Below are 25865 nucleotides of genomic sequence, written 5' to 3' on the forward strand. Positions count from 1 at the left end.
AGTCCTTGTTGCAAATAGATTCATACACGAAAATGATAGAATTTGTGGTAACCAAAAGCAATTCGTTTGATCAACCTGATTTTGTTGTTTAGGCCTCTGTGAAGTCATCTAGTGAGATACGTTGAAGGAATTCGAAATATCCGATTGGTAGTATCAAAAGATCATGAATTTATTTTTAAACGATTGCGGAAATGTAGGTGCAAGCATTTAAACTTCTTTTGAAAACCGTTCTGATTTTGTTTAACAAAATAATAGTGTAATAATTAACTAAAGGAATACGTTGTTCGCGTAGCTTCATTGTAGCTTAAGAGTCCATCAACGATTTCTGTTTGACTGATTCGTCATTTAAACAGCTTGTGATAATGACTTTTGATTGGCTTCAATGTCTAGAGATCTTTGAGTAATAGTTCTCAACATCACTTAAGTTGGGTCCTTTTTGATATTCAGCGTGTGAGAGTTGCAAATGATTCATGATCTGTATACGTAATTAACTGAAGCTATAATTGATATGTTGGACAATGTTAAAGTGTCTAGAACAAAATATTGTAGAACCCCAAAAATTACAGTATTTATTGGTAATTAGAAAAAGAAATCCTTGACCAAAACGGCCAAGGATTTCTTTTTAATTTCATATAATAATGATTACTTATTAGCCAATAGCAAAAATAAAAAAGATAAAGTAGGCTATTGGAAGTATATTGATTGTGCAACCAATTCCACAAATCACATAAGAATACCAATTTGTTAACTTTATAAATCCGATAATAGCAAAAACTGTCCCAATAATACTTAAAATAAAAACTGGAATTACTGTAGTAAACCCAATAGCTAAGCTTAAATTATCGACGAATAATAAGAGATTAACTAAAATACCTAGCAGTATACTTAAAATTCCTGAATATTTTATCATTATTACTCACTTCTAATAATTTTTATATATTTATTATAAGTAATCTATTAATTATGAATTCTAATTATTCTAATTTTTATAATATATGAAATAAATGAAAAAATTCACATTGTATTAAATGCTGATAGTAAAAAATTTCACTAAATTATAGACTGATAAAATTGCAAAAATAAAGTTGATGTCTGATTTAAAAAAGTAAATAGTAGTTTTTTGAGTTGTTTTTCCTAAAGAAAGCTAACTAATATAAGTAAGATAGTAGAGTTATTCATGTATATTTAATTTTAATTACATTAAATATCTAAATTTTTCAAATAATGAAAAAATAGAAAATGAATAGTATGATAATATCTAATGCATACTCGAAAGTAAGGGAGTGAAGCATATAGTTTTTTACAATATAATCCTTTAAGGCTTTAGACTAAGTTTTATGGGGATAGCACATAGTTATAAATATAATGATTTTAAAAATAATTATATAAAGAGGAAGATAAGTTTGGATTTCTATATTTTAAAAAAATATATTTTTTTATCTTTATTTACTTTTATATTATGTTGTACATGTACTATCAGTGTTTATGGAGAAGAAAATACTATTTATTATTCCCAATCTAGGCCACCAAGATTTTATGGTGCTAAAGAAGTACATTTGAAAGTAGGAGAAGACTTCGATGTTAATGATTCAAGGTATAGAGTTTTTGCGATAGATTTTGAAGATGGTGATTTAACAAATAAAATAGAAATCAAAAGTAACAATGTTGATATTCAACACGTGGGAAATTACGAAGTTGTTTATAGAGTAAACGATTCACATGGTAACGAAACGCTGTTTGAAACAACCGTAATTATTTCAGAATCTCCAGACTCAAAAGTTATTCGTAAAGTATATAATAATTTTTCAACTTGGAACACAACGTTACAAGGAATCTTAAGGGGAGACCATCAAGATCGGCAAATGTTAGGGATAGGGATCCCAGAAGGAAAAGTAGCAGAAGTAAAAGTGATAGAGGGACCAGATTTAAAAATTAGTACTTTAACAAATGATTCCCATAAAGATGGTACAAAAATGAATATCACTAAAAATAGTTATACACAGGTTTCTAGTGTATCAGATAATTCTGTCCCTTTTGTTTATACTCCTTTGAATACTAAAGAAGAAGCCGATTTAGAAAAGGAAATTTTGCTTGAAGTTAAATTAAGTGATGGTATAGAAAGGATTCCTTATTATCACCAAGGTGATGATGAAGTAGCTTTTTTTGATATGTGGGAAAAACAAGTAGATAGATATGCCGTGATAGAAGGTGAAGCGCTAACTGTACTTGTTCCATATATGGATAGAAAGAAACTAGTGAACCATTGGGCAAAATCCTTTAAAACATTAGATGATTTTTTATTATATTATAAAAAAGTCAGAGATCGTTATGATCAACTAATAGGATTAGAAAGACAGCCAGTTGATGTGTTAGATCAAGTAGTAAATACTAGATTTTTTGTTCGTGCAAATGCTCATGGCATAGGAGCCGCTTATTATGGAACAGATCATATTGGAGTAAATAATACAAGCGTTGCTTCCTTTTTCGAGGCTAATTGGGGAGGTCTTCACGAGCTTGGGCACGGTTATCAAGGAGATTTAAGAGATGGGGCCATGCAATTGGGAGAGGTTTCTAATAATTTTTTAGCTTATGAGATCCAACATGATAAAGAAATTTATCCTTGGAATGATTATTATATGTATATTAGTAGAGATGAACAAAAATATAATAATCAAAGATTAAATGAAAATAAAACATTTTATGATGTAGATATCACTGGTAAGCTATATATACTAGAAAATTTACTTCAATCATTTAATAACAAAAATGCTATTTATAGTGAAATGAATAGCTGGTATAGAAGACAAAAATCTCAAGGAAATAGTCCAAGAAATGAAGAAGCTTGGATCAGAGCGTTTGCTAAAGTTTCCGATGTCAATATATTGCCATATTTTGATTCATGGGGAATTACTGTATCTGAAGAATTAAGGGAAGAAATTTCCAACATAAAACATTTGAAGAATAGTTCTATTTTAGGTGACATCATTAAGGATAAAGCTATAATAGAAGAAATTAAAGGAAATAAAAGTAAAGATACGTATTCAGCTGTTACGAATAGCGAAGTTGCAGAATATGGGCTCAATGGGTCTTTAACTATTAAACTCTCTGATGAAATTTATGATCTAGTACAAAATAAAATTATTCAAATTATTGATGAAAATAATATAATCAATAATATCACTATAAATCAAAAAGAAATAGTACTTAAAAATATACCTATCGGGACTTTTTCGATAGTTACTCCATATATTAACGAAAATTATTTTATAGAACCTCAGTGGGTAACCGTTCGCCAAAATGAGAATAGTGAAGTTAATGTGAACTATGACAAAAGAACAGAATTCACATATGATGGGGATCAATTTTATATTCAAGGTATATACAATACAGATGGAATTAGGGGGATACTGAATAAAGATTTAACAAGTTTAACCATTAAATTAGGTGCTGCCAATTTAGGAAATGGTTCTTGGCCAGAAAACCAACTATATTCGAGTGTGTCTATTATTAATAAAGAAGATGGTTCGATCAAGAAATCATATCAAGTTAATGGTAAAGGGTACTATTCTTATCTTGATCCAGATAATCTAACTCAGGAAATTCCGATTAAAATAGGTGATAGAATAAAGATTTATCATGAACAACCCCATAAAATTAGTTTTGTTAGTGGAATCACTAATGAGGTAATCAAAATTAATGCTACAAATACAAAAGAAACAGAATATATTATTACTTCAACCGGGTTTAAGAAGCTTGACTTATCTGATACAATCTATCAGGATTCTATTTATCAATTGAAAAAAAATCAGACTAATATAATATTAAGAAATGCAATGAATGAACTAAGTCAAGAAGAAATAGAAAATAGAACTGTCAAAATCAACTATAAAAACAATTTGATTTTACTATATAATTCTTTGCTAGAAATAGATAAAACCGAATTTACAGATTTTATAGAAAAGATAAAAAAAGGTGGATCACCTAGGTTACAAAGTATTTCTAACAATATTACTCTTAAACAAGATGAAATAATCGATTTATATTCTTTGATTAAGGCAATAGATCCAGAAGATGGAGAATTAACTATCAGTCCTGATAATACAAAAATAGAAACAACATTTAATCCATCAATTATAGGAACATATCCTATAAAATATACTGTTTTTGATTCGGACAAAAATGAATCAACTATAGAGTTAAGTATTCAAGTCATTAGTAATGATAACACTAATAACAGTAGTTCAGAAAACACTGAAGCAAGTGAAGATACGAGTACTAGTGATTCGGTAAGCGCTGGAACGAGTGGAGATACAGGTACTAGTGATTCAGTAGATGCTGGAACAAATGGAGAGACAAGTACAAGTGATTCAGTAAATGTTGAAATGAGTAGTAAGCCAAGCAATAATGATTCAGAAAATATCAACTCAGAAAGTAAGGAAATCAGTAAAAATAGTAGTTTAGGAAATAGAGGGACAAGAAATTTTAACGATAGAAGTATGTCAAAAATCGATAGGGCTAGTGATCTAACTGGAGGTTCTAGAAAGAATTTCTCAACAGAAAAATTGAATGAATCTAAAAAAGAATTTCCACGTACCAGTGAAAATTCTTCACTTAATAGATTATTTAGTATCTTAGGAATAGTCTTACTTCTCTTGTGTATAATTCAGAAAAAGTATTTAAAACGAATAGAACGAGCGAAGTAATTATATAAATCTGAAAAGAAGTAAATAAATCATATGTGAACAGAAAGATGTCTCTGTTCACATATGATTTTTAGTTATTTAATAATATTCAACAAGATTTTATCAATTAAATAATGTAAAGTAATTATTTGATTATTTATGGAAATTATTAATTTACTAGATAAAGTATACAATTATTATAATGAATGATCAGGTTGCTTATAGATAATACTTTTTTTGAATTTTTTTTGTTGTGATTTTTTTTCTTTTTTTGCTACATCTTTTAGTAAGTGTAAATGTTTAGGTACACTAGTTGATTCTTGATTTAACAAGTATTTGATAGAATTGATATTCTGGATGTTCATATGAAGATGATCAGTATGAATATTTGTAGAAATACTTTTTGAAATAGATAAATTTTGATTTTTATAAAATTTATTTGTTAAATAAGTTTGTAATTTTTTTGTCAGAGGACTATTTTCACGGCAACATTTTAAATAGGAATAAATGGAAAAAATATCTATTGCTATTTCTTTGCTCATTAAAGAATCAAATTTTAATGTATCTAAACGATCTAATAATATAGATATCAAGGATAGGTAGATTTCTTTAGTTGAACTAATCCCTGGTATTTTAGAAGTATATAAATATCTACCTTGAATCCCTTGTAAAGAAGGAGAGAATTTTATTTTGGAAATTTCACTAAATTTCCTTTCTCCTAAAGCTACTTTTAGAGCAATATCTAATTCTTTAATTACACAATTTCCAACGAGGTTTTGTGAAGTACTAGTAATGTCACCATAATGTTCATTTATAGAAAGATTCTTTATTTTAGAAAAAAATATTTCTTGAATATTTGATTTTTCTTTATTTTGACTATATTTTTGAGATTCTTTTTTTGTAATAATTTCATTAATTTGATTGCGTACATGTATAGTTCCTAATGAAAGAATGAGAGATAATTGATTTATTTTTTCCGGAGAAATAATATAGAAATAATTAATAATGTCCCTTTTATTACGTATTTTAGAATGGGGATCCATAGTTACTTGCTTGAAGTTTTTTCTGAGAGAATGAAATTGGTGTGCTTTATCAAAAAATTCTAGTTGAATATAATTATTTTTATTTTGTATCCTGCAGCTGATTTCATGGAGACTCCAATCTACTAATAAAGTATCATAGGAAACTATTGTAAGGGGGAGTAATAAAAAACTCTCCTTCTTATTAGGAACTAATTTTTTTATTTCAAAAGCTAATAGCTCGGGTACAATTGTGGCATACATACTATTATCTAAAGACTTTTTTAATAATTCTATATCCTGTGAATTGAAACTTTTTTCATTTAGTTCTAGATAATTTTTATATAAAGAAATAAGTTCAATACTAGGTTTATATTGTTCTATTTCTAACAGAGATATTTTATTTTCCATTAGATTGAGGAGTTGTAAAATAATCTGCATTGAAAAAAAACCGTATTTTTTAGAATTAATAAATGATGTTCTCTGAGATTTAGCCCAGGATAATAAATGTGAGTAGTACTCATCTTGATTCATGCATGGACACTCTCCTTTTTAATTTAATGATAATTAAAAACTGATTACAGTTGATAGATTTATCAAAAAAATCTAAAAAAAAACTATTTGAGAGATGTTTTCTCAGCATTAATTGAGCAACAAATGATAGTTTTTATTACCAATAATAAAAGAGGTTATTATACAAAAAGAATTTATAAAAATGACTAGAAATGGCAGTATATGAACCTAAAGTTGAAGTTTGATTTATTCTAGATGGCCTATATTAGTTCATAAAGATAAGGAATTCGACTGTATTAAGAAATCAGAATTATGTTATATTTATAGGGATTGATATATATTTGAGGGAGATATAGAATTTTTTGAATAAAAGAATTGTATACCCTTCTTTGGTCTAATATTATAGACTGGAGAATAGGTATATATCTAAAAAAAATATAAAGAGATTTTTTATGCTTTATAAGTCTCTACTTTCTTCAAACCAATATTTTTCTTTCTATCAAGCATGGTGTCAAATTCCATAAACGGGTTCAATTTTGGATAAATGCTTATCGAGAAATTAGAGAAGAAGTACTCCTGAGAAAACGACGAAATCAGAAATATTCTATTCAAGCCAAATACGACAGAGTAATATCAAACAAGTAAGATGTCCTACCGTGAACTGTCCAACACCTTAAAAATAAACAATTCAGCACTTATTATAGCTTAGATGCGTCAATTTCGTATAGCGAAAATTGAGGAACTCTCCAAATCGAAAGGACGTCCACGTAGCTTGACTAAAAAATGAGCACCCGAATAAATCAATATTAAAACAACAATCGAAGACCAATATCATATCAATACGCTCCAAAAATAAGTGCGCTTGCTTCAAATTGAAAATGCTTTTTTAAAATAATTGAGGAAGCGATTCAGGTTATGGATGATTGTCCGTATTACCGTATATTCCAATCAGATCAAGGGGAGATCAAATGAGTGCTTATTCGTATAAACTGAAAGAACACAACATTTTCTAAAGCATGTCGCAAAAAGCGAAGTGTTTAGATAATTAACCAATGGAAAGTTTCTTTGGCTTATTGAAGCGAGCGATAGATCAGTATATTTATTATTACAACTATAGGAGAATGAAAACGAAATTGAGCTGGTAAGACCCCGTTCAATTTTATGAAACAACACAATTAGATGACTAATATTTGATTTTTTGCACGAAAAAAAGAGTGGATTTCTCCACTCCATCTAACTTTTTGGGATCACTACAAAATGATAGGTCTTTGTATTATAGTTCCATATTACTTTGTTGGAATCGATTCATTAGTTGGATATTCTGTTTAGTATGTGGTGGATTTTGCGGAGCAAATCGTGCTAGTAGTTCTTGTAATGATTTTCCCTCGTGCCCACTTTTTCCTGGATAAGGTGTGTTTACAGTTGGATATCCAGACATCTGTTGTTGAACAAATCGTGCTTCTTTTTGTACTCTTTTAAATGTACCTCGGTCACATGGATTTTTTATAAAAAATAGATTTTTAGCTTGTACTGTTGCCGATGATCTATGTTTGGTATGTTTAAATAGTTTGGTAAATAAATTGAGTTTATTCATATATATCACTCCATGGCTTTTTAATTTTTGCTTATTTTACTATCGTGACATCATAAAAAAATTTTTTTGTCTTTTTTATTTTTTTAGAGAGAAATTTGGTGTACATTCTCTACAATTTATTGATGAAATCTGAATAGAGTTAGATCAATTGACTAAGATTTTAGTTTCATTTTTTTAATATAGTTTATCTCTCTGCTACAAACTATACTAAAAAATTTCTTACTCTTTTGAAAGAAAAATACCTAGAATAAACAATACTACTAAAATGATTAGTTAATACTATAATTGCTTGGGTCAATAGAAGTTATCGTGTTGTTTGGTTATAATGGTTATTTACATTTTTATAGTATGATAGATAGAAATAGGAAAACAAGTAATAAATACATAATTAATAAGAGAAGCATTTATAAAAGGAATAATCCAATATAAAATTCCAAAGCTGAATCGAGTCGAAAAGAACGTTCTTAATCATCGTTACACCTAGCGACTTATTTGATATGGCTAAATTGTGATAAGTTATCTGGCTGTATGGGTGAATTGTATACAAGACTAGTTGATGAGGAGAAATTAACTAGTCTGTCAGGAACTACTTATGGTCCATCTGGTAAACAATTTTTACGTTTGAATGTTGGGTGTTCAAGACAAAAGTTAGAGGATTTATGAGGATTGACCAAAAGGCTTCAAACAGGCCTTGCGTGTGATGTCTCGTCGTTTAGCGAAAGGAATTTAGATGATCAAATCATTTAGCGGATGGCCTAAAGATTAGCAAAAAGAGGCTGGGACAATACTTGTCTCAGCCTCTTCTCGTATCTCTAAAAACGGATAAACGGTGAGACAAACGTAGCATCTTCGAAAATAAGCTGAAATTTACCAAAAATTTGAGAAGCAATTTTCGAAAAATCCCCTCTTGTTTCTTAATGCGAAACACTTTTATCTCAACCTCTTTTTAGTTTTATTCATCAATTCGAGGCGTTTTTTTCTTTTCGGTTTCTCGGATGATATAAACTGGCCGTTGTTTAGTTTCTAAGAAAATCTTACCAATATATTTTCCGATGATCCCTAGACAGAGCAATTGGATTCCGCCAATAAATAAGAAGATGGATACCATAGATGGCCAACCAGAAGTTGGATCTCCAAATAACAGCGCACGAAAAATAATAAATAGTATGGCGATCCCCGAACCAACGCAAGACAATGCACCTACAAAAGAGGCAATTGTTAGGGGAGTATCAGAGAAATTGATGATCCCATCGATTGAATAATTGAATAGTTTCCAAAATGACCATGATGTTTCGCCAGCAGCGCGCTCACGATTTTCAAAAGAGATGTATTCTGTTTTAAAACCAACCCAACTAAAGAGGCCTTTTGAAAAGCGATTGTATTCAGTCAATTCTAATACGGCATCGACCATTTGGCGAGTCATCAAGCGAAAGTCTCTCGCACCATCAACCATTTCTGTATCGCTGATTTTATTGATCAATCGATAGAATGCACGGGCAAAGAAACTACGAAGGACTGGTTCTCCTTCACGTGTTGAGCGTCGAGTTCCTACACAGTCGATATCCGTAGTAGTGATTTTTTCGATCATGACTGGCAGTAGTTCGGGTGGATCTTGTAAATCCACGTCCATCACCGTGATCAGTTCACCAGTTGAAGCTTGTAAGCCGGCATAAAGAGCAGCTTCTTTACCAAAATTTCGGGAAAAAGAAATGAATCTGACGTAGTGGTAGTTTTTGGCTAACTGTTTGATAGCCTGTAGCGTACCGTCTTTCGATCCATCATCAATAAACAAGTATTCAAATTCATGAGGCCCTTTAAATTTTTCTACTTCATCGAAAAAAAGTGGTATTGTTTTTTCTTCATTAAAGCAAGGGACAACAATTGATATTTTCATCGTTTTGATCCTTTCACGTAGAGATTACTTTTGTATTATATGAATAGTAAACTTATCCTCAAATAAATACGCATATAAGAATAGTTTTTTTAGAAGACGTCAGTTTTAGTTTACCATCTGGAGTAAATTTAATAAACTTTTAAATTGCAAGTTTCATAAAAATAAAGGAAGATAAATGAAAATATGTAAAAGTGAGGGAAGTCTAGATCAATGAAGATCATTAGACGATGAGATGAAAATAAAAACAATAATCGGAGATATATGGATGGCTGCGGACAATTGTGGCTTGACCTCTGTTTCGTTTCAACCAATTGTCGAAGGAGAACAAGCAAATCAAGAAATTTTACTGCTGGGGAAAAAACAACTCCAAGAGTATTTTCGAGGGGAACGACAATCATTTGATGTGCCACTATCAATCAATAGAGGGACGATTTTTCAAAGGAAAGTTTGGCGAGCACTACAGGCTATCCCATTTGGTGAAATACGAAGTTACAAAGAGGTTGCGATAGCTGTCAGCAGTCCTAAGGCAGTGCGAGCGATTGGACAAGCCAACCGTACGAATCCTTTGCCAATCTTGATTCCTTGTCATCGAGTTATTGGTCAAAATGGTCAATTAACAGGATATATGGGAAATATAGAAGAAGGGATTGCGATCAAACGTCAATTGTTAGTATTAGAAGGATATTTTTCGGAGAATGAATAGAAGAAGGGGTTTCTAAATAGAAAATAGCTGTAGGCAAGAATGTGGTGCGCTCCAAAAGTTGTATGTGTAAAGGACAATTTTGGAGGTGCACTTTAAAAGTAGTTGCCTCACGCTTAAAAATGAATAAACGAGCAGAAATAGTTCCTTCGAATATGCCAAAGTTCTTTTTATAAATTTTATTTGTAGTATCCCCTTTCATTTCCGTAAAAATCGTTATGTATGTTAAATGAATAGATTATTCAAAAGCTTTAAGCGAGTGAATCGTCAGTTCAGTACTTGTTTGTCTCCTAAAACTTATTTAGCCTATAATTAGAAACTTATAGCATAAGTGAAGAACAGCATTCTTATTATTACCTTAATAAGAGTAAAAGAACAACTATGGGAAAAATGATGGTGTAAATATTCTCTTTCTCTTTTACATAATAACAATAAATATAAAAATAATTTACTATTCCAAATAAACTGAATACAAGTAGAGTGATCCAAGTGACGATTCCGTGTGTAGGATTAGAATGGGACAAAAATCAGGTTTTTTCTGATTTTTGTCCCATTCTCGTTCCAATTATTCTAAGATTTTTATCAACATCATTTGACAATGAGCCAAATTTTTATGTTGCTTTAATACTAGAAAAATGTAAGAGCAACTAATAAAGCTGGGTGGTGATGGTTATTTGTTCGATGATCTGTTCTCCAGTTCTTGAGCAAAATCCCTCTTTTCACGACTTTCTCATCATAATTTCGTTAACCAGATGAAGAGCAATGCCATCGTTGTCTGCAATAAACCAACAGATAGACCATAGGATAGGAAACGAGGGCCTTCTTTCATGAATTTAGCAAAATCCAAACGTAAGCCGATGGCAGCTAAGGCAGTGATCTCAAACCAGTTACTAATAAAATGGGCAGTATGATCGATAAATGCTGGTAGAGTAAACAAGCTATTGATCAAACAAAAAATGACAAATCCTAAAACATACCAAGGTAAGGGCAACTTTCTTTTCGTTTGTTTTGTATGAGGTACGTGAGTAGTAGCAACTGTTTTTTTCTGCATAAATTTTTCAAATAGATAGACGACAACGACCAACATCATGATGCGCAGTATTTTAAAGAGCATCGAAAATTGGACTACTGAATCATCAAGCAAGCTGGCGCCTGCCACGACTTGACCAACGGATTGCAGTGTTCCGCCTAACAATGCGCTTTTTTCGATCAGATTGTCGTCGAAGAGATGCAAACCTAAAAAGGGTAAGGTCAACATCATAACGGTTCCTAGTAAGTTGACAAGCGTGATGATCTGGCCTTTTTCTTCTTCTTCTGCGTGGATAACTGGTGCAATAGAAGCAATCGCTGAAGAGCCACAAACAGCATTTCCACCCGCCATCATCAGAGAAGAAGTGTCACTAAAGCGTAGTTTTTTTCCGATCCAATAAGCGCCTATGATCGTGACGCTCATCTGCAACAAAACGAACAGGATCCCTTTGATGCCAATCTGGGCAATCGTCTGGGCTGTGACGGTGGCACCTAGCAAAAAGACAGAGCATTCCAATAACTTACTTTCAGCAAATTTCGTGCCAGCAGCAAGAGATGTTTGTTTAAAAAAAGTATTTCCTAATAGGATACCCAACAAGATAGCAATGGTAGCAGCACCTAGTTGAGGGACTAGCAGTGCCAACAATTTGCTGGCGATAGCCACTAAGAGCGCGAGTAATAACCCAGGAAATATTTTCCGTATGTTCAATTGTTTGAAGCGATTAATGGGTGAGTGTACATTCATTTCATAAATTCCTTTCATGATTGTTACGCAAAAAAAGAGAAGCGTAAATGATATCTTGGTAATAGTAGCATTGTTCCGTTTTTTTGACAAAATGTTTAAAACGCAAAAAGTCTTCTGCCTTTTCCATTTTTTGAAAAAGACAGAAGTTGTGTAGATCTATTAAATATTTTTAGGGAATAAGTGATGATTTTTCCCATGTTCCTTTAATAGGAAGAGTAGGTAATGTCCTAGAACATAAAGAACCATCACCGTAGCAATCCCACATTCGATGACTTTCAAAATGTTTAAAACACCTGTGTTCATTCCCTGTGAATCAAAGTAATGAACAGCTGTGAATAGAGCAGTTGCCGAGATCACTAATGGGAAAGTAAACGCCGCGTAACTTGGATAAAAATGTAATTTCAATAGGTGCGGTAACATTGAAAGAACGATAAAATACAAAATTTGAGACAGGATAAACAGTCCAAGAACTAAGTAGAGATTTGGTTGTTCAAAGTTTTTCAAGTATCCTGTTAAACAAAGAGATCCAGGTGCTGCAACGATTGTGATCAGTGGCAAGGTTGGCTGTGCCATATTTTTAACAAAAAAGACACGTTTGATAATGATTGGTAGTAAAAATGCGTAGCAGGCAAGGGAAACCCAAAAAAAGATCTTACCGATAAGGGGGAAGAAATTTCCAGCCGTTACAGTAATTACACCAAAGCCCACATAAATGATGAACCAACTAGGATAAACGGCTTCAATCGAGAGATCCGCTTTTACAACATGATGGTACGTAAAATAAAGAACCAACACGATTTGGAAGACCACTGCACTTAGCCAAATCACCTTCACGAGAGGAGCGATACTCGTAAATGAAACGAAGTAAGTACAGATGACCATTAATGCCATAGTAAATGTTGGTGAAACAGAACCGATAATTGGGTCATGTAACATTTGTCTTGTATGTTCAAATAGAATGAATAATTTAATAAACATCAAAACCATCAAGATCATGCTTATACAACCGATAAGATTACCTAATGAAACCAAATGATATTCTTTGAATAGATTTCCTAAAGACGCCAAACCAAGAATCAGTCCGCAAATTGGAATTGGAATAATCTTCAAAAAATTCTTCATTTACATTCTCCTTCTATAAATTTTTTTTGCCAGAAACTGTATCAAGAAAACTCAAGGTGTAGCGATAAGTAATTGGAAAGGGTTGATAGTAATTCGAACAAATTTTTTTAAACTGTTCAGTGGGAAATAAACAAATATGTTAAGAGTTTTTTACTTATCGCTACTTGAACAAGGTCGTTTGTTCAAACTCCTGAGTAATGATTGGAAAAAGGATCTGTCCTCTTTCCAATTTCAAGCGATGTGCTTTACACTTACTATTATAATCATTTTCTGTTATATTTAAATCAAATAGTTATTATAGTAATTATAACAAAAAGTTATGGAAGTGAGCTTATGTTGAAATTATTGACAACTTTTCGTGTTGTTTACGAAACAAGAAACTTTTCACGTACTGCAGAACTATTGTTTTTATCCCAACCAGCTGTTTCCAACCAAGTGAAACAGTTAGAAAGAGAGCTAGGCGTCATTCTTTTTGAAAGGAATGGCAGAAAAGAAATGAGACCAACAAAACAAGCGGATCTTCTCTATGAACGAGCGCTGATCCTGTTGGAAGAATGGCAAGTAACACAACAGCAACTATTAGATGAACAAAATGAAGAAGAAGTATGCCGGATCGTTGCTTCGCATACATTTGCAGTATATTTGTTGCCGAAACTTTTGCGTTATCTGATTCCAAAATTCCCAAAAGTAAATTTTGTTGTCGCTTTTGCCAATTCCCATGACTCGTTGGATCAAATTGCGAAGCATGATGCTGATTTTGGTTTTATTGAAAAGCCTTTGGAAACATCAGGAGTACAGCGATTTTCTTTGATGGAGGATGAACTAGTGATTGCTGGTGATCCAGAAAGTAAACTTTGGCTAGTCAGAGAATCGACTTCTGGTGTTTTTCACTATACCCAACGCTATTTTGAAGAAAAAAATATCCATGGAAAGAAGATGCTCGTTAAAAGCAATGAGGTAATTGCTGCCTTACTAAAAGAAGGAGTCGGACGATCGATTTTATCGAAACGTGCGGTACCGGAAGGCGTGAAGTTTGAATCTTTGGAGTATAAACGGAAATTTTACCTCGTTCAGCGAACCAATCTAGTTTCAAAAGTTCTCCAATCAATTGCCAAAGAAATACTTGTTTACAATGAAATCTATCAAAGAAAAGAAAAAGACCCTCGAGAATAAAGACACGTTTCTTTGGGATTTCTGCAAAGAAACAACTTGAAAATGAGACGGATATGCTTAAATGAGGGAGAGTTTAAAATTTCTCAAATGTCCTTGCTTTAACTTTCTTTTATTTAGAGAGACCGCTATAATAAAGAACAGTATGGTTTTTTAAGAAAAGGGATGAAACATGGAAAAAAAAGTAAAAGCTTCTAACGATAATCGGATCGATTATGGCGTGATTTTACCGGTCTTTTTATTATGTTTGATTGGTTTACTGTCTTTATACGTTGCGCTTAGTCATGATCCCAACAATCCGTCAGTAATAAAGGGCGTAGGCATGCAACTTCTTTGGTACTTAGTCGGATCGGTTGCTATTATAGTGATTATGCATTTGAATTCAAAATGGATCTGGAAACTGACTCCTTATCTATATGGGCTAGGATTAGTAGTTATGGCGCTCTTATTGAAATTTTATGATCGTAATTTAGAAGCGTCTACAGGTTCGAAAAACTGGTTTAGTTTTGGTTCCTTCACTTTTCAGCCCGCTGAATTGATGAAAATCGCGTATATATTGATGATGGCACTGATCGTCACGAAACATAACACGCAATTAAAAGAACGGACAACAAAATCAGATTTTTGGCTGATAGGGAAAATGTTGATCGTGACACTCCCTGTTTTAGCACTGATCATGGCTCAAGATGATTTTGGGACGATGCTTGTCTTTTTAGCTATTTTTGGAGGAATATTCCTCATGTCAGGAATTTCTTGGCGAATCATTGTGCCTGTGATTGCTTTAGCTGTTCTTGTTGGCGCAGGAACGATTTTTTTAGTTACTACAGACGGCGGAAGAGAATTGCTCTATAAAGTGGGCTTTAAATCGTATCAGTTTGCCCGCATCGATTCCTGGCTCGATCCGTTTCACGATACCTCGGGCATGAGCTATCAGCCTGCTCAAGGGTTATTAGCCATCGGAACGGGTGGTTTGTTTGGGAAAGGATTCAACGTAAGTAATATCTATGTGCCCGTGCGTGAGTCAGATATGATCTTTACAGTCATTGGTGAGAATTTTGGCTTTATTGGCGGTGCCTTTGTCATTTTCTTGTATTTTATCTTGATTTATCGTATGATACGGGTCTGCTTTGATACGAATAATGAATTTTATGCGTATATCGCAAGTGGCTTGATCATGATGCTCTTGTTCCATGTCTTCGAAAACATTGGTGCAAACATTGGCTTATTACCATTGACTGGGATTCCTCTTCCTTTTATCAGCCAAGGGGGATCATCCATTTTAGGAAATATGATCGGTATCGGTTTGATCTTATCAATGAGATACCAAAATGAGGCACCTGCAAAAACTTCTAGGAGGTAACAACAGTTGTATTGTTTTTATTGGTACCCTAAATGTTCAACTTGCAAAAAAGCAAAAGCTTGGTTAGATGCACATCACATTGACTATCAAGTCATTGATATGATTGCAGATACACCATCAGCAGAAACAATAGAAGAATGGCTCACCCATAATGAAATACCGATGCGCCGTTTGTTCAACACAAGCGGAATGAAGTATCGGGAGTTAGGACTGAAAGATCAAATCGCTGATTTTTCAGTAAAAAAAGCTAGTGCTGTTCTTTCTACTGATGGAATGCTCATCAAACGTCCGCTGATCGTCAAAGACAAACAACTCGTCGCAATTGGCTTTAATGAAAAAACATACGAAGGAGTATTGATATAAAATGGCTGGGAAACACTTGAAGAAAAAAAATAATCTTTGGATATTGTTCAATGGCAAAGAATATTGTGTTGGCTTAACGAATGAAGCACAAGAAGAACTTGGGGATATCACTTTTGCGAATTTACCAAAAGAAGGACAAACTTTTAAAAGCGGTGAACCGTTGATCGAAGTGGAAGCAGAAAAAGCAGTCAATGAATTTGCTAGCCCATTGTCAGGGATCATTTCTTCGGTGAATGAAAAAATCAATGAAGACATCAATATCTTGAATGATGAAGATGAAATGAATGCATGGATCTTGAGTTTCAAAGAGGTCGATCCAAAAGAATTTGAAGAAATATAAAACAAGAACTTTCAGAAAATAGTAAAAAGCTTTGGATAGAATATTGACACGTAATTTTACAACTGATATAATCAGAACAATCATAGATAAAGCTTTGAAAAGAAGAGTACATGTCATAGACGTTTGAAGAGAGCCCTGTTTGCTGAAAATGGGTAACGAACATGAGATGGAAGATGGTCTTAGAGCAGAGTAAGTGAGCCATGGCAAACTTACTACGGGAGTGCCCGTTAAAGCATAGCGGTATACGGAACTGTTTTTGAAGATTCTATCCAAGTACTGTTTAAGGTTGTTATTGTGAAATAGCAGCGAATCAAGGTGGTAACACGGAAGTTTAAGCTTTCGTCCTTTTGCTTAAAGCAAGGGGACGAAAGCTTTTTTGTTTCTAAGTAAAAAATAAAAGGAAGATGTGAGCGATATGTCATTGATCCAATTAACGAATGTCAAAAAAACATTCGGCGGAAAAAATGGAACGATCCAAGCAGTAGATGATGTTTCATTAAACGTTGAAAAAGGTGATATTTATGGAATCGTCGGTTATTCCGGAGCAGGCAAAAGTACGTTAGTTCGACTGCTGAATGGATTAGAACTACCCACTAGCGGAGAAGTCATCGTCAACGGTCAAGAAATCACTAAATTGAAAAATAAAGACTTAAGAAGTTTTCGTAAAAAAATCGGGATGATTTTCCAACATTTCAACTTGTTATGGTCACGAACAGTGTTAGAGAATATTCAGCTTCCTTTAGAATTGGCCGGAGTCCCTAAAACAAAGCGCAAAGCACGTGCGGAAGAATTACTCGGTCTGGTTGGTTTAGAAGGACGTGGAAACGCATATCCTTCTCAATTATCTGGTGGCCAAAAACAACGTGTCGGGATTGCCAGAGCCTTAGCCAATGACCCAGAAATCCTACTTTGTGATGAAGCGACTAGTGCATTGGATCCACAGACGACAGAAGAAGTGCTAGATCTCTTGTTAGCGATCAATAAAAAATTGAATTTGACAATCGTCTTGATCACACATGAAATGAACGTCATTCGTAAAATCTGTAATAAAGTAGCAGTGATGGAATGTGGGAAAGTCGTTGAAGAAGGCGATGTCTTGACGGTCTTTAGAAACCCAAGACAAGAAGTCACAAAACGATTTGTGCAACAAGACATCGAACCTGAAGCAGATTCGAGTGAATTGTTAGCGACATTGATCAAAGAAAACCCTAAAGGACGCTTAGTCACTTTGACATTTAATGAAAAGAATGCCAATGAACCAGTGATTTCACAGGCAATCCGTAAATACAATGTAGATATCAATGTGGTCTACGGAAAAATCAAACAAGCAAAAGAAGGCTCTTTTGGTTCTTTGACCACTCTGATGACAGGAGAGGAAAAAGAATTGGATCAAGCAGAATTGTTTATTAAAGAACAAGGTGTTGGGGTGGAGGTGATCCACCGTGGATAAAAGTTTTGCAGAAACGTACCTAGATTTTAGTAAAATCAATCCAGAAACAATGCAACAGGCGATTATCGATACTCTCTACATGACGTTGATCTCCATGGTCTTAGTCACGATTATTGGGTTGATCTTAGGCTTGATCTTGTACTCTATCGGGCGGAAAAATAAGCCATATGCACGAATCATTTATGGGATTGTTTCAATCATCAGTAATATTTTCCGTTCAACGCCGTTCATGATCTTGATGGTCTTGATCATTCCATTTACAAAAGCGATCGTGGGAACGATGTTGGGAGCTGAAGCAGCAATTCCAGCGCTAGTTCTATCAGCAGCTCCTTTTTACGCACGTTTAGTTGAAATTGCTTTTCGTGAAGTAAGCCCAGGCGTAGTGGAAGCAGCTGACGCAATGGGTGCCAGTTATTGGGAAATCATCTGGAAAGTTCTGATTCCTGAAAGTGTACCTGCACTAATTTCTGGATTAACAGTTACAACGATTTCGATGATTGGGTTTACTGCCATGGCGGGTGCAATCGGTGCTGGTGGACTAGGTGGCCTTGCTTGGCAAGAAGGCTACCAACGTGGTAATCTGACCGTGACATTTGTTGCGACTTTAATTATATTAGTAATTGTTTTTATTGTTCAAGGAATCGGTGATTTCTTAACGAAGAAAACAGATAAAAGATAGTAAGATATAGGGGGATATAGGATATGAAAAAGAAAATTTTTGGATTTGCAGCAGCATTATTGCTGACTGTGGGATTAGCTGCTTGTGGCAACAGTGGCGACACGAAGGACTCAGCATCAAGTAGTAAAAAAGATGATACAACTTTGAAAATCGGTGCTTCACCAACACCTCACGCGGAGATTTTGGAACATGTCAAACCATTGTTAAAAGATGAAGGAATCAAACTAGACATCGTTAAATTCGACGATTATGTCTTACCGAACCAATCATTGGAAGAAGGAGATATCGATGCCAACTACTTCCAACATATTCCTTACTTAAACAAAGAAATCAAAGACAAAGGATATGATTTTGTCAATGCTGGTGCTGTCCACATCGAACCAATGGGCTTGTACTCAAAGAAAATCAAAGATATCTCTGAATTAAAAGATGGTGCAACAGTGATCACTTCAAATTCAGAATCTGACTGGGGAAGAATCATCACGATCCTTAAAGACGCTGGTTTAGTGAAAGTCAAAGACGGTGTTGATTTGGAAACAGCGACATTTGATGATATTTCTGAAAACCCTAAAAACTTGAAATTCAATCACACGATCGATCCATCATTATTAGCTTCAACGTATCAAAATGATGAAGGCGATCTAGTGGCAATCAATGCAAACTTTGCTTATGGTGCCGGTTTGAATCCTCTAAAAGATGCAGTGTTGCTTGAAAAAGACAATTCACCTTACGTGAATATCATCGCTACACGTAAAGGGGACGAAAATAGCGATAAAATCAAGAAATTGATCGAAGTTCTACACCGTGAAGATGTGCAAAAATGGATCGAAGACAAATGGGGCGGTTCTGTTAAACCTGTAGATGCAGACGCAAAATAAAAATGTTGAAAAATGATGGGGTCGAGAAAAAAACGAACAATACGCTTTTTGTATTGCTCGTTTTTTTTTTGAAACAAAAAAACTGACTTTTGGACGCCGTTTATTCGAGAGAGGCTGGGACAGAAGTGTTTAACTCCGAGAAATAAGAAGAAATGAACGAAAATTGCTTTTCAAATTTTTGTGAATTTCGGCTTATTTCCGAAGGAGTTGCTTCTGCTCTCGCCGTTTATTCGAGAGTCTGTAGCAAAACTGATTTTTAGTTTTGTCCCACACTCATCCAAAGAGTGAGATAAAAGAGAGTTTTAACTTTTAACTTGCTCTTTTTTTTATTTTACTATATATATATTATTATTTAGAAATCATAATTTAATGATAATACGTGAAAAAACATTTGATTTTAAGCACTTATAACATTGCGATTCATTCTCAATTAGTCTAAAATGAGTGAGAACGAAACAGAATTTGGAGGTAATTTGGCATGTCTGTCTTAGAAATAAAAAATTTACATGTGTCGATTGAGGAAAAAGAAATCCTTAAAGGCGTCAATCTAACAATGAAAACAGGAGAAATCCACGCAATCATGGGACCTAACGGAACTGGGAAATCTACGTTATCTGCTGCAATCATGGGTAACCCAAACTACGAGGTAACAGAAGGCGAAATCTTGTTTGATGGGAAAAATGTATTAGACTTGGAAGTCGATGAACGTGCACGACTAGGTCTGTTTTTAGCCATGCAATATCCAAGTGAGATACCAGGAATCACCAATGCCGAATTCATGCGAGCAGCAATCAATGCCAAACGTGAAGAAGACAACAAGATGTCTGTGATGACATTTTTGAAAAAATTAGATGAAAAAATGGCTCTTTTGAATATGCCAGAAGAAATGGCTGAACGTTATCTAAATGAAGGCTTTTCTGGTGGGGAAAAGAAACGAAATGAAATCCTACAACTATTGATGCTCGAACCAACTTTTGCCATTCTAGATGAAATCGATTCTGGACTAGATATCGATGCATTGAAAGTCGTTGCAAAAGGTGTCAATGAAATGCGTAACAATGAGTTTGGTGCATTGATCATCACCCATTATCAACGCTTATTGAACTACATCACACCAGATGTGGTGCATATCATGATGGAAGGCCGAGTAGTGATGACTGGTAATGCGGATCTTGCGAAACGTCTGGAAGCCGAAGGATATGCGGGAATCAGTAGAGAATTAGGAATCGACTACAAAGAAGAAGCGTAAGGAGGAGCAGACATGAAAGAGAAGAAATGGCTCGAACAACTTGACGCTGTCACAAATTTTTCTTTAAGCAAAGGCGAACCTGAATGGATGACGAAATTTCGCCAAGAGGCTTTAGCTAAAGCCGATGAACTACCACTTCCTCATATCGATCGTGTAAAATTCCATCGTTGGCCACTATTCGATATCGAAGACATGGCAGATCAATACAGTGAAGCAAGCAACGTCGCTGCTTTTGATGAGATGAAAGATAATCCAGTGCTGGTCCAACAAGGTACATGGACAACATTTGAACAATTATCAACTGAATTAGCTGAAAAAGGCGTCATTTTTACCGATTTGTTCACTGCACTGCAAGAACATCCTGAGTTGGTCAAAGAATACTACATGCAAAAAGCTGTAAAGATGGACGAAGACCAATTGACCGCTTTGCACGCGGCCTTCATGAATACCGGATTGTTTTTATATGTCCCTAAAAATGTGGTGATCGATGAACCAATCGAAGCACTATTTTTCCAAGCTGGCGACATTGCACAACATTACTTTAAGCATGTGCTGATCGTAGCCGATGAGCATAGTGAATTTTCTTACTTGGAACGATTCCAAACCACAGGGGAAGAATTGAAAAAAGTATCAGGAAATATCGTTGTTGAAGTCATCGCTAAAGCTGGTGCAAAAGTGAAATATTCAGCAGTCGATCAATTAGGTGAATCGATCACTTCTTATATGAATCGCCGAGGATACATCATGCGCGATGCCACAGTCGATTGGGCAATCGGTGTCATGAACGATGGCAATGTGATCGCAGATTTTGACTCTGATCTAGTAGGAGAAGGGGCACACGCAGAAGTGAAGATCGTGGCAATCAGTTCCAGAAAACAAACACAAGGGATCGATACACGGGTAACCAATAAAGCACCTCATACGATTGGCCATATCTTGCAACACGGCGTGATCAGAGAAAGAGGAGCCTTAACATTCAATGGGATCGGTCATATCTTAAAAGGTGCAAAAGGTGCAGATGCACAACAAGAAAGCCGAGTATTGATGCTTTCAGATAAAGCGCGAGGAGATGCCAATCCGATCTTGTTGATCGATGAAAATGAAGTAACTGCAGGACATGCCGCAAGTGTCGGGCGCGTCGATCCAGAAGAAATGTACTATCTAATGAGTCGCGGGCTACACAAAGAAGAAGCCGAACGCTTAGTCATTCGTGGTTTCTTAGGTTCAGTGTTAACAGCTATTCCAGTAGAAGCTGTGCGAAAAGAATTAGTGGAAGTTATCGAAGGGAAGTTGAAAGCATGATTTCAGCAGAAAAAATCCGACAAGACTTTCCTATTCTTTTTCAAGAAGTCAATGATGAACCCCTTGTTTATTTAGACAATGCGGCAACCACCCAAAAGCCAAAAGCTGTTTTAGACGCATTGACAGATTATTATGAACATGAGAATGCCAATGTCCATCGTGGAGTGCATACTTTAGCCGAGCGTGCCACGCATTCATATGAAGCCACAAGAGAAAAAGTGCGAAGCTTTATCAACGCATCTGAAACTGCGGAAGTGCTATTTACTCGTGGAACAACTACAAGCCTAAATTGGGTCGCACGAAGTTTTGGTGAACAGTTTATCCATGAAGGTGATGAGATCTTAATTTCTTATATGGAACATCACTCAAATGTTATTCCTTGGCAACAATTAGCCAAAAAAACGGACGCAAGCTTAAAATATATCGAGTTGACGGAAGAAGGCTTTTTAGATATGGAAAAAGCCAAAGAACTGATCAGCAGCAACACAAAGATCGTATCGATTGCTCATGTCTCAAATGTCCTTGGTGTCATCAATCCAGTTGAAGAACTGGCACAAATGATCCACGAACAAGGCGGCATACTAGTAGTCGATGGCGCGCAATCTACACCACATATGGCAATTGACGTACAACAAATCGATTGTGACTTCTTTGCTTTCAGCGGACACAAGATGTGTGGGCCAACAGGTATCGGTGTATTGTATGGCAAAAGAAAATGGCTCGAACAAATGGAACCCGTTGAATTTGGCGGAGAAATGATCGACTTTGTCGAGTTGTATGACAGCACTTGGAAAGAACTCCCATGGAAATTTGAAGCAGGGACACCCAATATCGCAGGAGCAATTGCTCTAGGCCATGCAATCGATTATTTAGAAGCAATAGGTATGGAGAACATCCATCATTATGAAGAAGAGTTAGTCGCTTATGTGTTGCCGAAATTACAACAAATCGAAGGGCTAACGATCTATGGTCCACAAGATCCAGCAAAACGTACAGGTGTGATTGCCTTCAATCTTGACGGTCTCCATCCGCATGATGTGGCAACAGCCCTTGACATGGAAGGAGTAGCGGTCAGAGCAGGTCACCATTGTGCGCAACCGTTACTGAAATATCTACAAGTCGCGGCCACTGCACGAGCAAGCTTTTACTTTTACAATACAAAACAAGATGCGGATCGTTTAGTCGATGCAATTCTCGCAACAAAGGAGTTTTTCCAACATGGCACTATCTAAACTAGATAATCTTTACCGCCAAGTCATCCTCGATCATTCCTCCCACCCGCATCACCGAGGAACGTTGAGCGCATCAACCAGCAAGATCGAATTGAACAATCCTACTTGTGGCGACGTCATCGAATTGCAAATCGAAGTTGATGAAGGAATCATCAAGAATATCGCATTTGATGGCAGCGGCTGTTCGATCAGCACAGCCAGTGCATCTATGATGACAGATGCAGTCATCGGGAAGTCAGTCGAAGAAGCCGAAAAGTTAGCCGTTGATTTTTTACAACTTGTCCAAGGTAAAGAAGTCGCAGACCTAGATAAGTTAGGAGATGCAGCAATGCTAAGCGGTGTCGCTAAATTTCCTGCCAGAATCAAATGTGCCACTTTAGGCTGGAAAGCTTTAGGAAAAGCAATGGAAGAAGACGGTACTGCAACCTTCCATCATTACCATAAGGAAGAGGAGTGAGAACATGGGCGTACCAGAATTAGAAGAATACAAATTTGGTTTTCACGATGATGTAGAACCAGTTTTTAGTACAGGAGAAGGACTAACAGAAGAAGTTGTTCGCGAAATGTCTAAAATCAAAGGCGAACCAGAATGGATGCTTGAATTTCGCTTGAAATCACTAGAAACATTCAACAAAATGCCAATGCAAAAGTGGGGACCTGATCTATCAGACATTGATTTCAATGCTATCAAATATTATCAAAAACCAAGTGACAAACCAGCACGTGACTGGGAAGATGTACCAGATAAAATCAAAGAAACCTTTGAAAAAATCGGTATACCAGAAGCTGAACGTGCATACTTAGCCGGCGCTTCTGCTCAATACGAATCAGAAGTCGTCTACCATAACATGAAAGATGAATTTGAAAAGTTAGGAATCATCTTTACAGATACAGATTCTGCCTTAAAAGAATATCCAGAACTCTTCAAGGAATATTTTTCAAAACTTGTTCCACCAACAGACAACAAATTAGCCGCTCTCAATTCAGCCGTTTGGTCTGGCGGTACATTCATCTATGTACCAAAAGGCGTGAAAGTCGATGTCCCATTGCAAACCTACTTTAGGATCAATGCAGAAAACACAGGACAATTCGAACGTACACTGATCATCGTAGACGAAGGTGCCAGCATCCACTATGTCGAAGGTTGTACTGCGCCAACCTATTCCAGCAATAGTCTACATGCCGCAATCGTCGAAATCTTTACTAGAAAAGATGCGTATTGCCGGTATACAACAATCCAAAACTGGTCTAGCAATGTCTACAATCTAGTAACTAAACGCGCAAAAGCTTATGAAGGTGCCACAGTCGAATGGATCGACGGCAATTTAGGCGCAAAAACAACAATGAAATACCCAAGCGTTTACTTAGACGGGAAAGGCGCACGCGGCACGATGCTTTCAATCGCATTCGCCGGAGCCAACCAAGTCCAAGACACAGGAGCGAAAATGATCCACAATGCACCTAACACTTCAAGCTCGATCGTCTCAAAATCAATCTCAAAAGACGGCGGCGAAGTAAACTACCGTGGACAAGTAACTTTTGCAAAAAACAGCCCAGGTTCTATTTCCCACATCGAATGTGACACGATCATCATGGACGAGTTATCCAAGTCCGATACGATCCCATTCAACGAGATCCACAACAGCCAAGTCTCTCTTGAGCACGAGGCCAAAGTCTCAAAAATCTCAGAAGAACAACTCTACTATCTAATGAGCCGCGGCTTGACCGAAGCCGAAGCCACTGAAATGATCGTCATGGGCTTCGTCGAACCATTCACCAAAGAACTACCAATGGAATATGCGGTCGAACTGAACCGATTGATCAGTTATGAGATGGAAGGCAGTGTGGGTTAGCCATCAAAAATAGTCTCTAAGTATTGATGTATCAATACTTAGAGTTTTTTTATTTGTTTAAAATAAAATTGAATGCCACTTTAGAAATTGAAGTAATCAGCGAATCTTTTACCAGTTTCTTTTACTTTTTCTGGCGAGACATGAACGTATATATTCATAGTTGTTTTGCATCTTTATGCCCCAAGCGTTCTTGAACTTCTTTGATACTAGCTCCTGATTCAAACAACAGACTAGCATGAGTATGACGAAAATCATGTAATGTAATCTTTGGCAGCTCATATTTTTCGAGTATGTTATCAAACCAGTCATTAGGAGCTTGAGGATAATAAAGTTTGTTAAACTTGTTTGTAAAAAGGTATTGGTCTTCTTTAGATGTGCTATAACCTAATTTAAAATACCATTGCATTTGATTGCTACGCCATTCATGAAGAGTTTTGATGGTCTTTTTATCAAGCATGTTAATTCGTTGTGATCTTTTAGTCTTAGGCTCTTGAACAATGATTTTACCATCTTCATCTAAGGAAAGAGTTTTTTCCGATGTTCAGAGAATGGCTGAATAAATCAATTTTTGGCTCGGTTTATTTTTTCATTTAAAAAAAACTAGAAAATTAAGATAAATGGAATAGGATATTAATAATAGTTTTGTCAATTTTTACATTTAAAGTGCTAAATAATACAAAGTTATTTAAAA

21 protein-coding genes, 2 pseudogenes and 1 other annotated feature are annotated in these 25865 nt (G+C 35.3%); of the genes and pseudogenes, 15 read left to right on the forward strand and 8 right to left on the reverse strand.

The window, feature by feature from the left end; all coding sequences use genetic code 11:
* Positions 1–20: 20 nt before the first annotated feature.
* Positions 21–526, reverse strand: a pseudogene (locus IGI47_RS04075) (transposase); the annotation flags it as partial.
* Positions 527–649: 123 nt separating this feature from the next.
* On the reverse strand, positions 650–910 hold the full coding sequence (locus IGI47_RS04080; RefSeq protein WP_438783420.1) for a hypothetical protein: 261 nt from the start codon (positions 908–910) through the stop codon (positions 650–652).
* A gap of 493 nt (positions 911–1403) precedes the next feature.
* Here IGI47_RS04080 and IGI47_RS04085 point away from each other — a divergent pair, with 493 nt between their 5' ends.
* Positions 1404–4703 carry an immunoglobulin-like domain-containing protein gene (locus tag IGI47_RS04085; protein ID WP_438783421.1) on the forward strand — a complete coding sequence of 1100 codons (3300 nt, stop codon included), beginning with the start codon at positions 1404–1406 and terminating at the stop codon, positions 4701–4703.
* Between the two features lie 176 nt (positions 4704–4879).
* Here the strand turns inward: IGI47_RS04085 and IGI47_RS04090 are convergent, their stop codons facing one another.
* The 3 genes from IGI47_RS04090 to IGI47_RS04100 all read right to left on the reverse strand — a co-directional run bounded on the left by IGI47_RS04090 (position 4880) and on the right by IGI47_RS04100 (position 9702).
* Positions 4880–6235, reverse strand: a complete 1356-nt coding sequence (locus tag IGI47_RS04090; RefSeq protein ID WP_438783422.1) for a hypothetical protein — start codon at positions 6233–6235, stop codon at positions 4880–4882.
* Positions 6236–7487: 1252 nt separating this feature from the next.
* On the reverse strand, positions 7488–7808 hold the full coding sequence (locus IGI47_RS04095; protein WP_438783424.1) for a hypothetical protein: 321 nt from the start codon (positions 7806–7808) through the stop codon (positions 7488–7490).
* A 952-nt stretch (positions 7809–8760) separates the two neighbouring features.
* Complete coding sequence (locus tag IGI47_RS04100) at positions 8761–9702, reverse strand: glycosyltransferase family 2 protein (protein WP_438783426.1); 942 nt, start codon at positions 9700–9702, stop codon at positions 8761–8763.
* A gap of 232 nt (positions 9703–9934) precedes the next feature.
* Between IGI47_RS04100 and IGI47_RS04105 the strand changes: the two genes are divergently transcribed.
* The gene (locus IGI47_RS04105; RefSeq protein ID WP_438783427.1) at positions 9935–10405 is read left to right on the forward strand and encodes a methylated-DNA--[protein]-cysteine S-methyltransferase; all 471 of its coding nucleotides are present in this window, start codon (positions 9935–9937) and stop codon (positions 10403–10405) included.
* 730 nt (positions 10406–11135) lie between these two features.
* Here IGI47_RS04105 and IGI47_RS04110 read toward each other — a convergent pair.
* The gene (locus IGI47_RS04110) at positions 11136–12176 is read right to left on the reverse strand and encodes a YeiH family protein (protein ID WP_438783428.1); all 1041 of its coding nucleotides are present in this window, start codon (positions 12174–12176) and stop codon (positions 11136–11138) included.
* Between the two features lie 159 nt (positions 12177–12335).
* Complete coding sequence (locus tag IGI47_RS04115) at positions 12336–13298, reverse strand: TDT family transporter (protein WP_438783429.1); 963 nt, start codon at positions 13296–13298, stop codon at positions 12336–12338.
* A 333-nt stretch (positions 13299–13631) separates the two neighbouring features.
* Here IGI47_RS04115 and IGI47_RS04120 point away from each other — a divergent pair, with 333 nt between their 5' ends.
* The 13 genes and pseudogenes from IGI47_RS04120 (at position 13632) to sufB (ending at position 25174) form a co-directional block, all read left to right on the forward strand.
* A complete protein-coding gene (locus tag IGI47_RS04120; RefSeq protein WP_438783430.1) occupies positions 13632–14471 on the forward strand; it encodes a LysR family transcriptional regulator in 840 nt (279 codons plus the stop codon).
* A 169-nt stretch (positions 14472–14640) separates the two neighbouring features.
* The gene (locus IGI47_RS04125) at positions 14641–15828 is read left to right on the forward strand and encodes an FtsW/RodA/SpoVE family cell cycle protein (protein ID WP_311931398.1); all 1188 of its coding nucleotides are present in this window, start codon (positions 14641–14643) and stop codon (positions 15826–15828) included.
* A 6-nt stretch (positions 15829–15834) separates the two neighbouring features.
* Positions 15835–16191, forward strand: coding sequence for an arsenate reductase family protein (locus IGI47_RS04130; protein ID WP_311931399.1), 357 nt, complete (start codon positions 15835–15837; stop codon positions 16189–16191).
* A 1-nt stretch (position 16192) separates the two neighbouring features.
* Positions 16193–16531: a glycine cleavage system protein H gene (locus IGI47_RS04135; protein WP_311931400.1), complete on the forward strand. Its 339-nt coding sequence runs from the start codon at positions 16193–16195 to the stop codon at positions 16529–16531.
* Between the two features lie 85 nt (positions 16532–16616).
* Positions 16617–16881 (forward strand) — a binding site (T-box leader).
* 65 nt (positions 16882–16946) lie between these two features.
* Positions 16947–17981: a methionine ABC transporter ATP-binding protein gene (locus tag IGI47_RS04140; RefSeq protein WP_438783431.1), complete on the forward strand. Its 1035-nt coding sequence runs from the start codon at positions 16947–16949 to the stop codon at positions 17979–17981.
* Positions 17974–18660, forward strand: a complete 687-nt coding sequence (locus IGI47_RS04145) for a methionine ABC transporter permease (protein WP_081134545.1) — start codon at positions 17974–17976, stop codon at positions 18658–18660. The genes IGI47_RS04140 and IGI47_RS04145 overlap by 8 nt, the downstream gene beginning before the upstream one ends.
* A gap of 23 nt (positions 18661–18683) precedes the next feature.
* The gene (locus IGI47_RS04150; RefSeq protein WP_005879211.1) at positions 18684–19538 is read left to right on the forward strand and encodes a MetQ/NlpA family ABC transporter substrate-binding protein; all 855 of its coding nucleotides are present in this window, start codon (positions 18684–18686) and stop codon (positions 19536–19538) included.
* A gap of 102 nt (positions 19539–19640) precedes the next feature.
* Positions 19641–19772: pseudogene (locus tag IGI47_RS04155) on the forward strand (DUF3788 family protein); the annotation flags it as partial.
* A gap of 244 nt (positions 19773–20016) precedes the next feature.
* Positions 20017–20787 (forward strand): Fe-S cluster assembly ATPase SufC, encoded by a 771-nt coding sequence (gene sufC, locus IGI47_RS04160; protein ID WP_438783432.1) that lies wholly within the window; start codon positions 20017–20019, stop codon positions 20785–20787.
* A gap of 12 nt (positions 20788–20799) precedes the next feature.
* Entirely contained in the window at positions 20800–22089 is a 1290-nt protein-coding gene (sufD, locus tag IGI47_RS04165; protein WP_438783433.1) for a Fe-S cluster assembly protein SufD, read from the forward strand.
* Entirely contained in the window at positions 22086–23321 is a 1236-nt protein-coding gene (locus IGI47_RS04170) for a cysteine desulfurase (protein WP_438783434.1), read from the forward strand. The genes sufD and IGI47_RS04170 overlap by 4 nt, the downstream gene beginning before the upstream one ends.
* Entirely contained in the window at positions 23308–23778 is a 471-nt protein-coding gene (gene sufU, locus IGI47_RS04175) for a Fe-S cluster assembly sulfur transfer protein SufU (protein WP_113845315.1), read from the forward strand. Before IGI47_RS04170 ends, sufU begins: the two co-directional genes overlap by 14 nt.
* 4 nt (positions 23779–23782) lie before the next feature.
* Positions 23783–25174, forward strand: coding sequence for a Fe-S cluster assembly protein SufB (gene sufB, locus IGI47_RS04180; protein ID WP_438783435.1), 1392 nt, complete (start codon positions 23783–23785; stop codon positions 25172–25174).
* A gap of 154 nt (positions 25175–25328) precedes the next feature.
* Here the strand turns inward: sufB and IGI47_RS04185 are convergent, their stop codons facing one another.
* Entirely contained in the window at positions 25329–25631 is a 303-nt protein-coding gene (locus IGI47_RS04185) for a tyrosine-type recombinase/integrase (RefSeq protein WP_311930025.1), read from the reverse strand.
* Positions 25632–25865 lie beyond the last annotated feature (234 nt).

The organism is Enterococcus sp. AZ191, from assembly GCF_051713845.1.
Lineage (GTDB): Bacteria > Bacillota > Bacilli > Lactobacillales > Enterococcaceae > Enterococcus_B > Enterococcus_B durans.

Bases quoted from the DNA above. Each gene is read 5' to 3' on its own strand.
- IGI47_RS04185 (WP_311930025.1), bottom strand. From the start codon at position 25,631: ATGCTTGATAAAAAGACCATCAAAACTCTTCATGAATGGCGTAGCAAT.
- sufB (WP_438783435.1), top strand. From the start codon at position 23,783: ATGGGCGTACCAGAATTAGAAGAATACAAATTTGGTTTTCACGATGAT.
- IGI47_RS04100 (WP_438783426.1), bottom strand. From the start codon at position 9,702: ATGAAAATATCAATTGTTGTCCCTTGCTTTAATGAAGAAAAAACAATA.
- IGI47_RS04105 (WP_438783427.1), top strand. From the start codon at position 9,935: ATGAAAATAAAAACAATAATCGGAGATATATGGATGGCTGCGGACAAT.
- IGI47_RS04090 (WP_438783422.1), bottom strand. From the start codon at position 6,235: ATGAATCAAGATGAGTACTACTCACATTTATTATCCTGGGCTAAATCT.
- IGI47_RS04120 (WP_438783430.1), top strand. From the start codon at position 13,632: ATGTTGAAATTATTGACAACTTTTCGTGTTGTTTACGAAACAAGAAAC.
- IGI47_RS04080 (WP_438783420.1), bottom strand. From the start codon at position 910: ATGATAAAATATTCAGGAATTTTAAGTATACTGCTAGGTATTTTAGTT.
- IGI47_RS04140 (WP_438783431.1), top strand. From the start codon at position 16,947: ATGTCATTGATCCAATTAACGAATGTCAAAAAAACATTCGGCGGAAAA.
- IGI47_RS04150 (WP_005879211.1), top strand. From the start codon at position 18,684: ATGAAAAAGAAAATTTTTGGATTTGCAGCAGCATTATTGCTGACTGTG.
- IGI47_RS04115 (WP_438783429.1), bottom strand. From the start codon at position 13,298: ATGAAGAATTTTTTGAAGATTATTCCAATTCCAATTTGCGGACTGATT.
- sufU (WP_113845315.1), top strand. From the start codon at position 23,308: ATGGCACTATCTAAACTAGATAATCTTTACCGCCAAGTCATCCTCGAT.
- IGI47_RS04125 (WP_311931398.1), top strand. From the start codon at position 14,641: ATGGAAAAAAAAGTAAAAGCTTCTAACGATAATCGGATCGATTATGGC.
- IGI47_RS04135 (WP_311931400.1), top strand. From the start codon at position 16,193: ATGGCTGGGAAACACTTGAAGAAAAAAAATAATCTTTGGATATTGTTC.
- IGI47_RS04170 (WP_438783434.1), top strand. From the start codon at position 22,086: ATGATTTCAGCAGAAAAAATCCGACAAGACTTTCCTATTCTTTTTCAA.
- IGI47_RS04095 (WP_438783424.1), bottom strand. From the start codon at position 7,808: ATGAATAAACTCAATTTATTTACCAAACTATTTAAACATACCAAACAT.
- sufD (WP_438783433.1), top strand. From the start codon at position 20,800: ATGAAAGAGAAGAAATGGCTCGAACAACTTGACGCTGTCACAAATTTT.
- IGI47_RS04110 (WP_438783428.1), bottom strand. From the start codon at position 12,176: ATGAATGTACACTCACCCATTAATCGCTTCAAACAATTGAACATACGG.
- sufC (WP_438783432.1), top strand. From the start codon at position 20,017: ATGTCTGTCTTAGAAATAAAAAATTTACATGTGTCGATTGAGGAAAAA.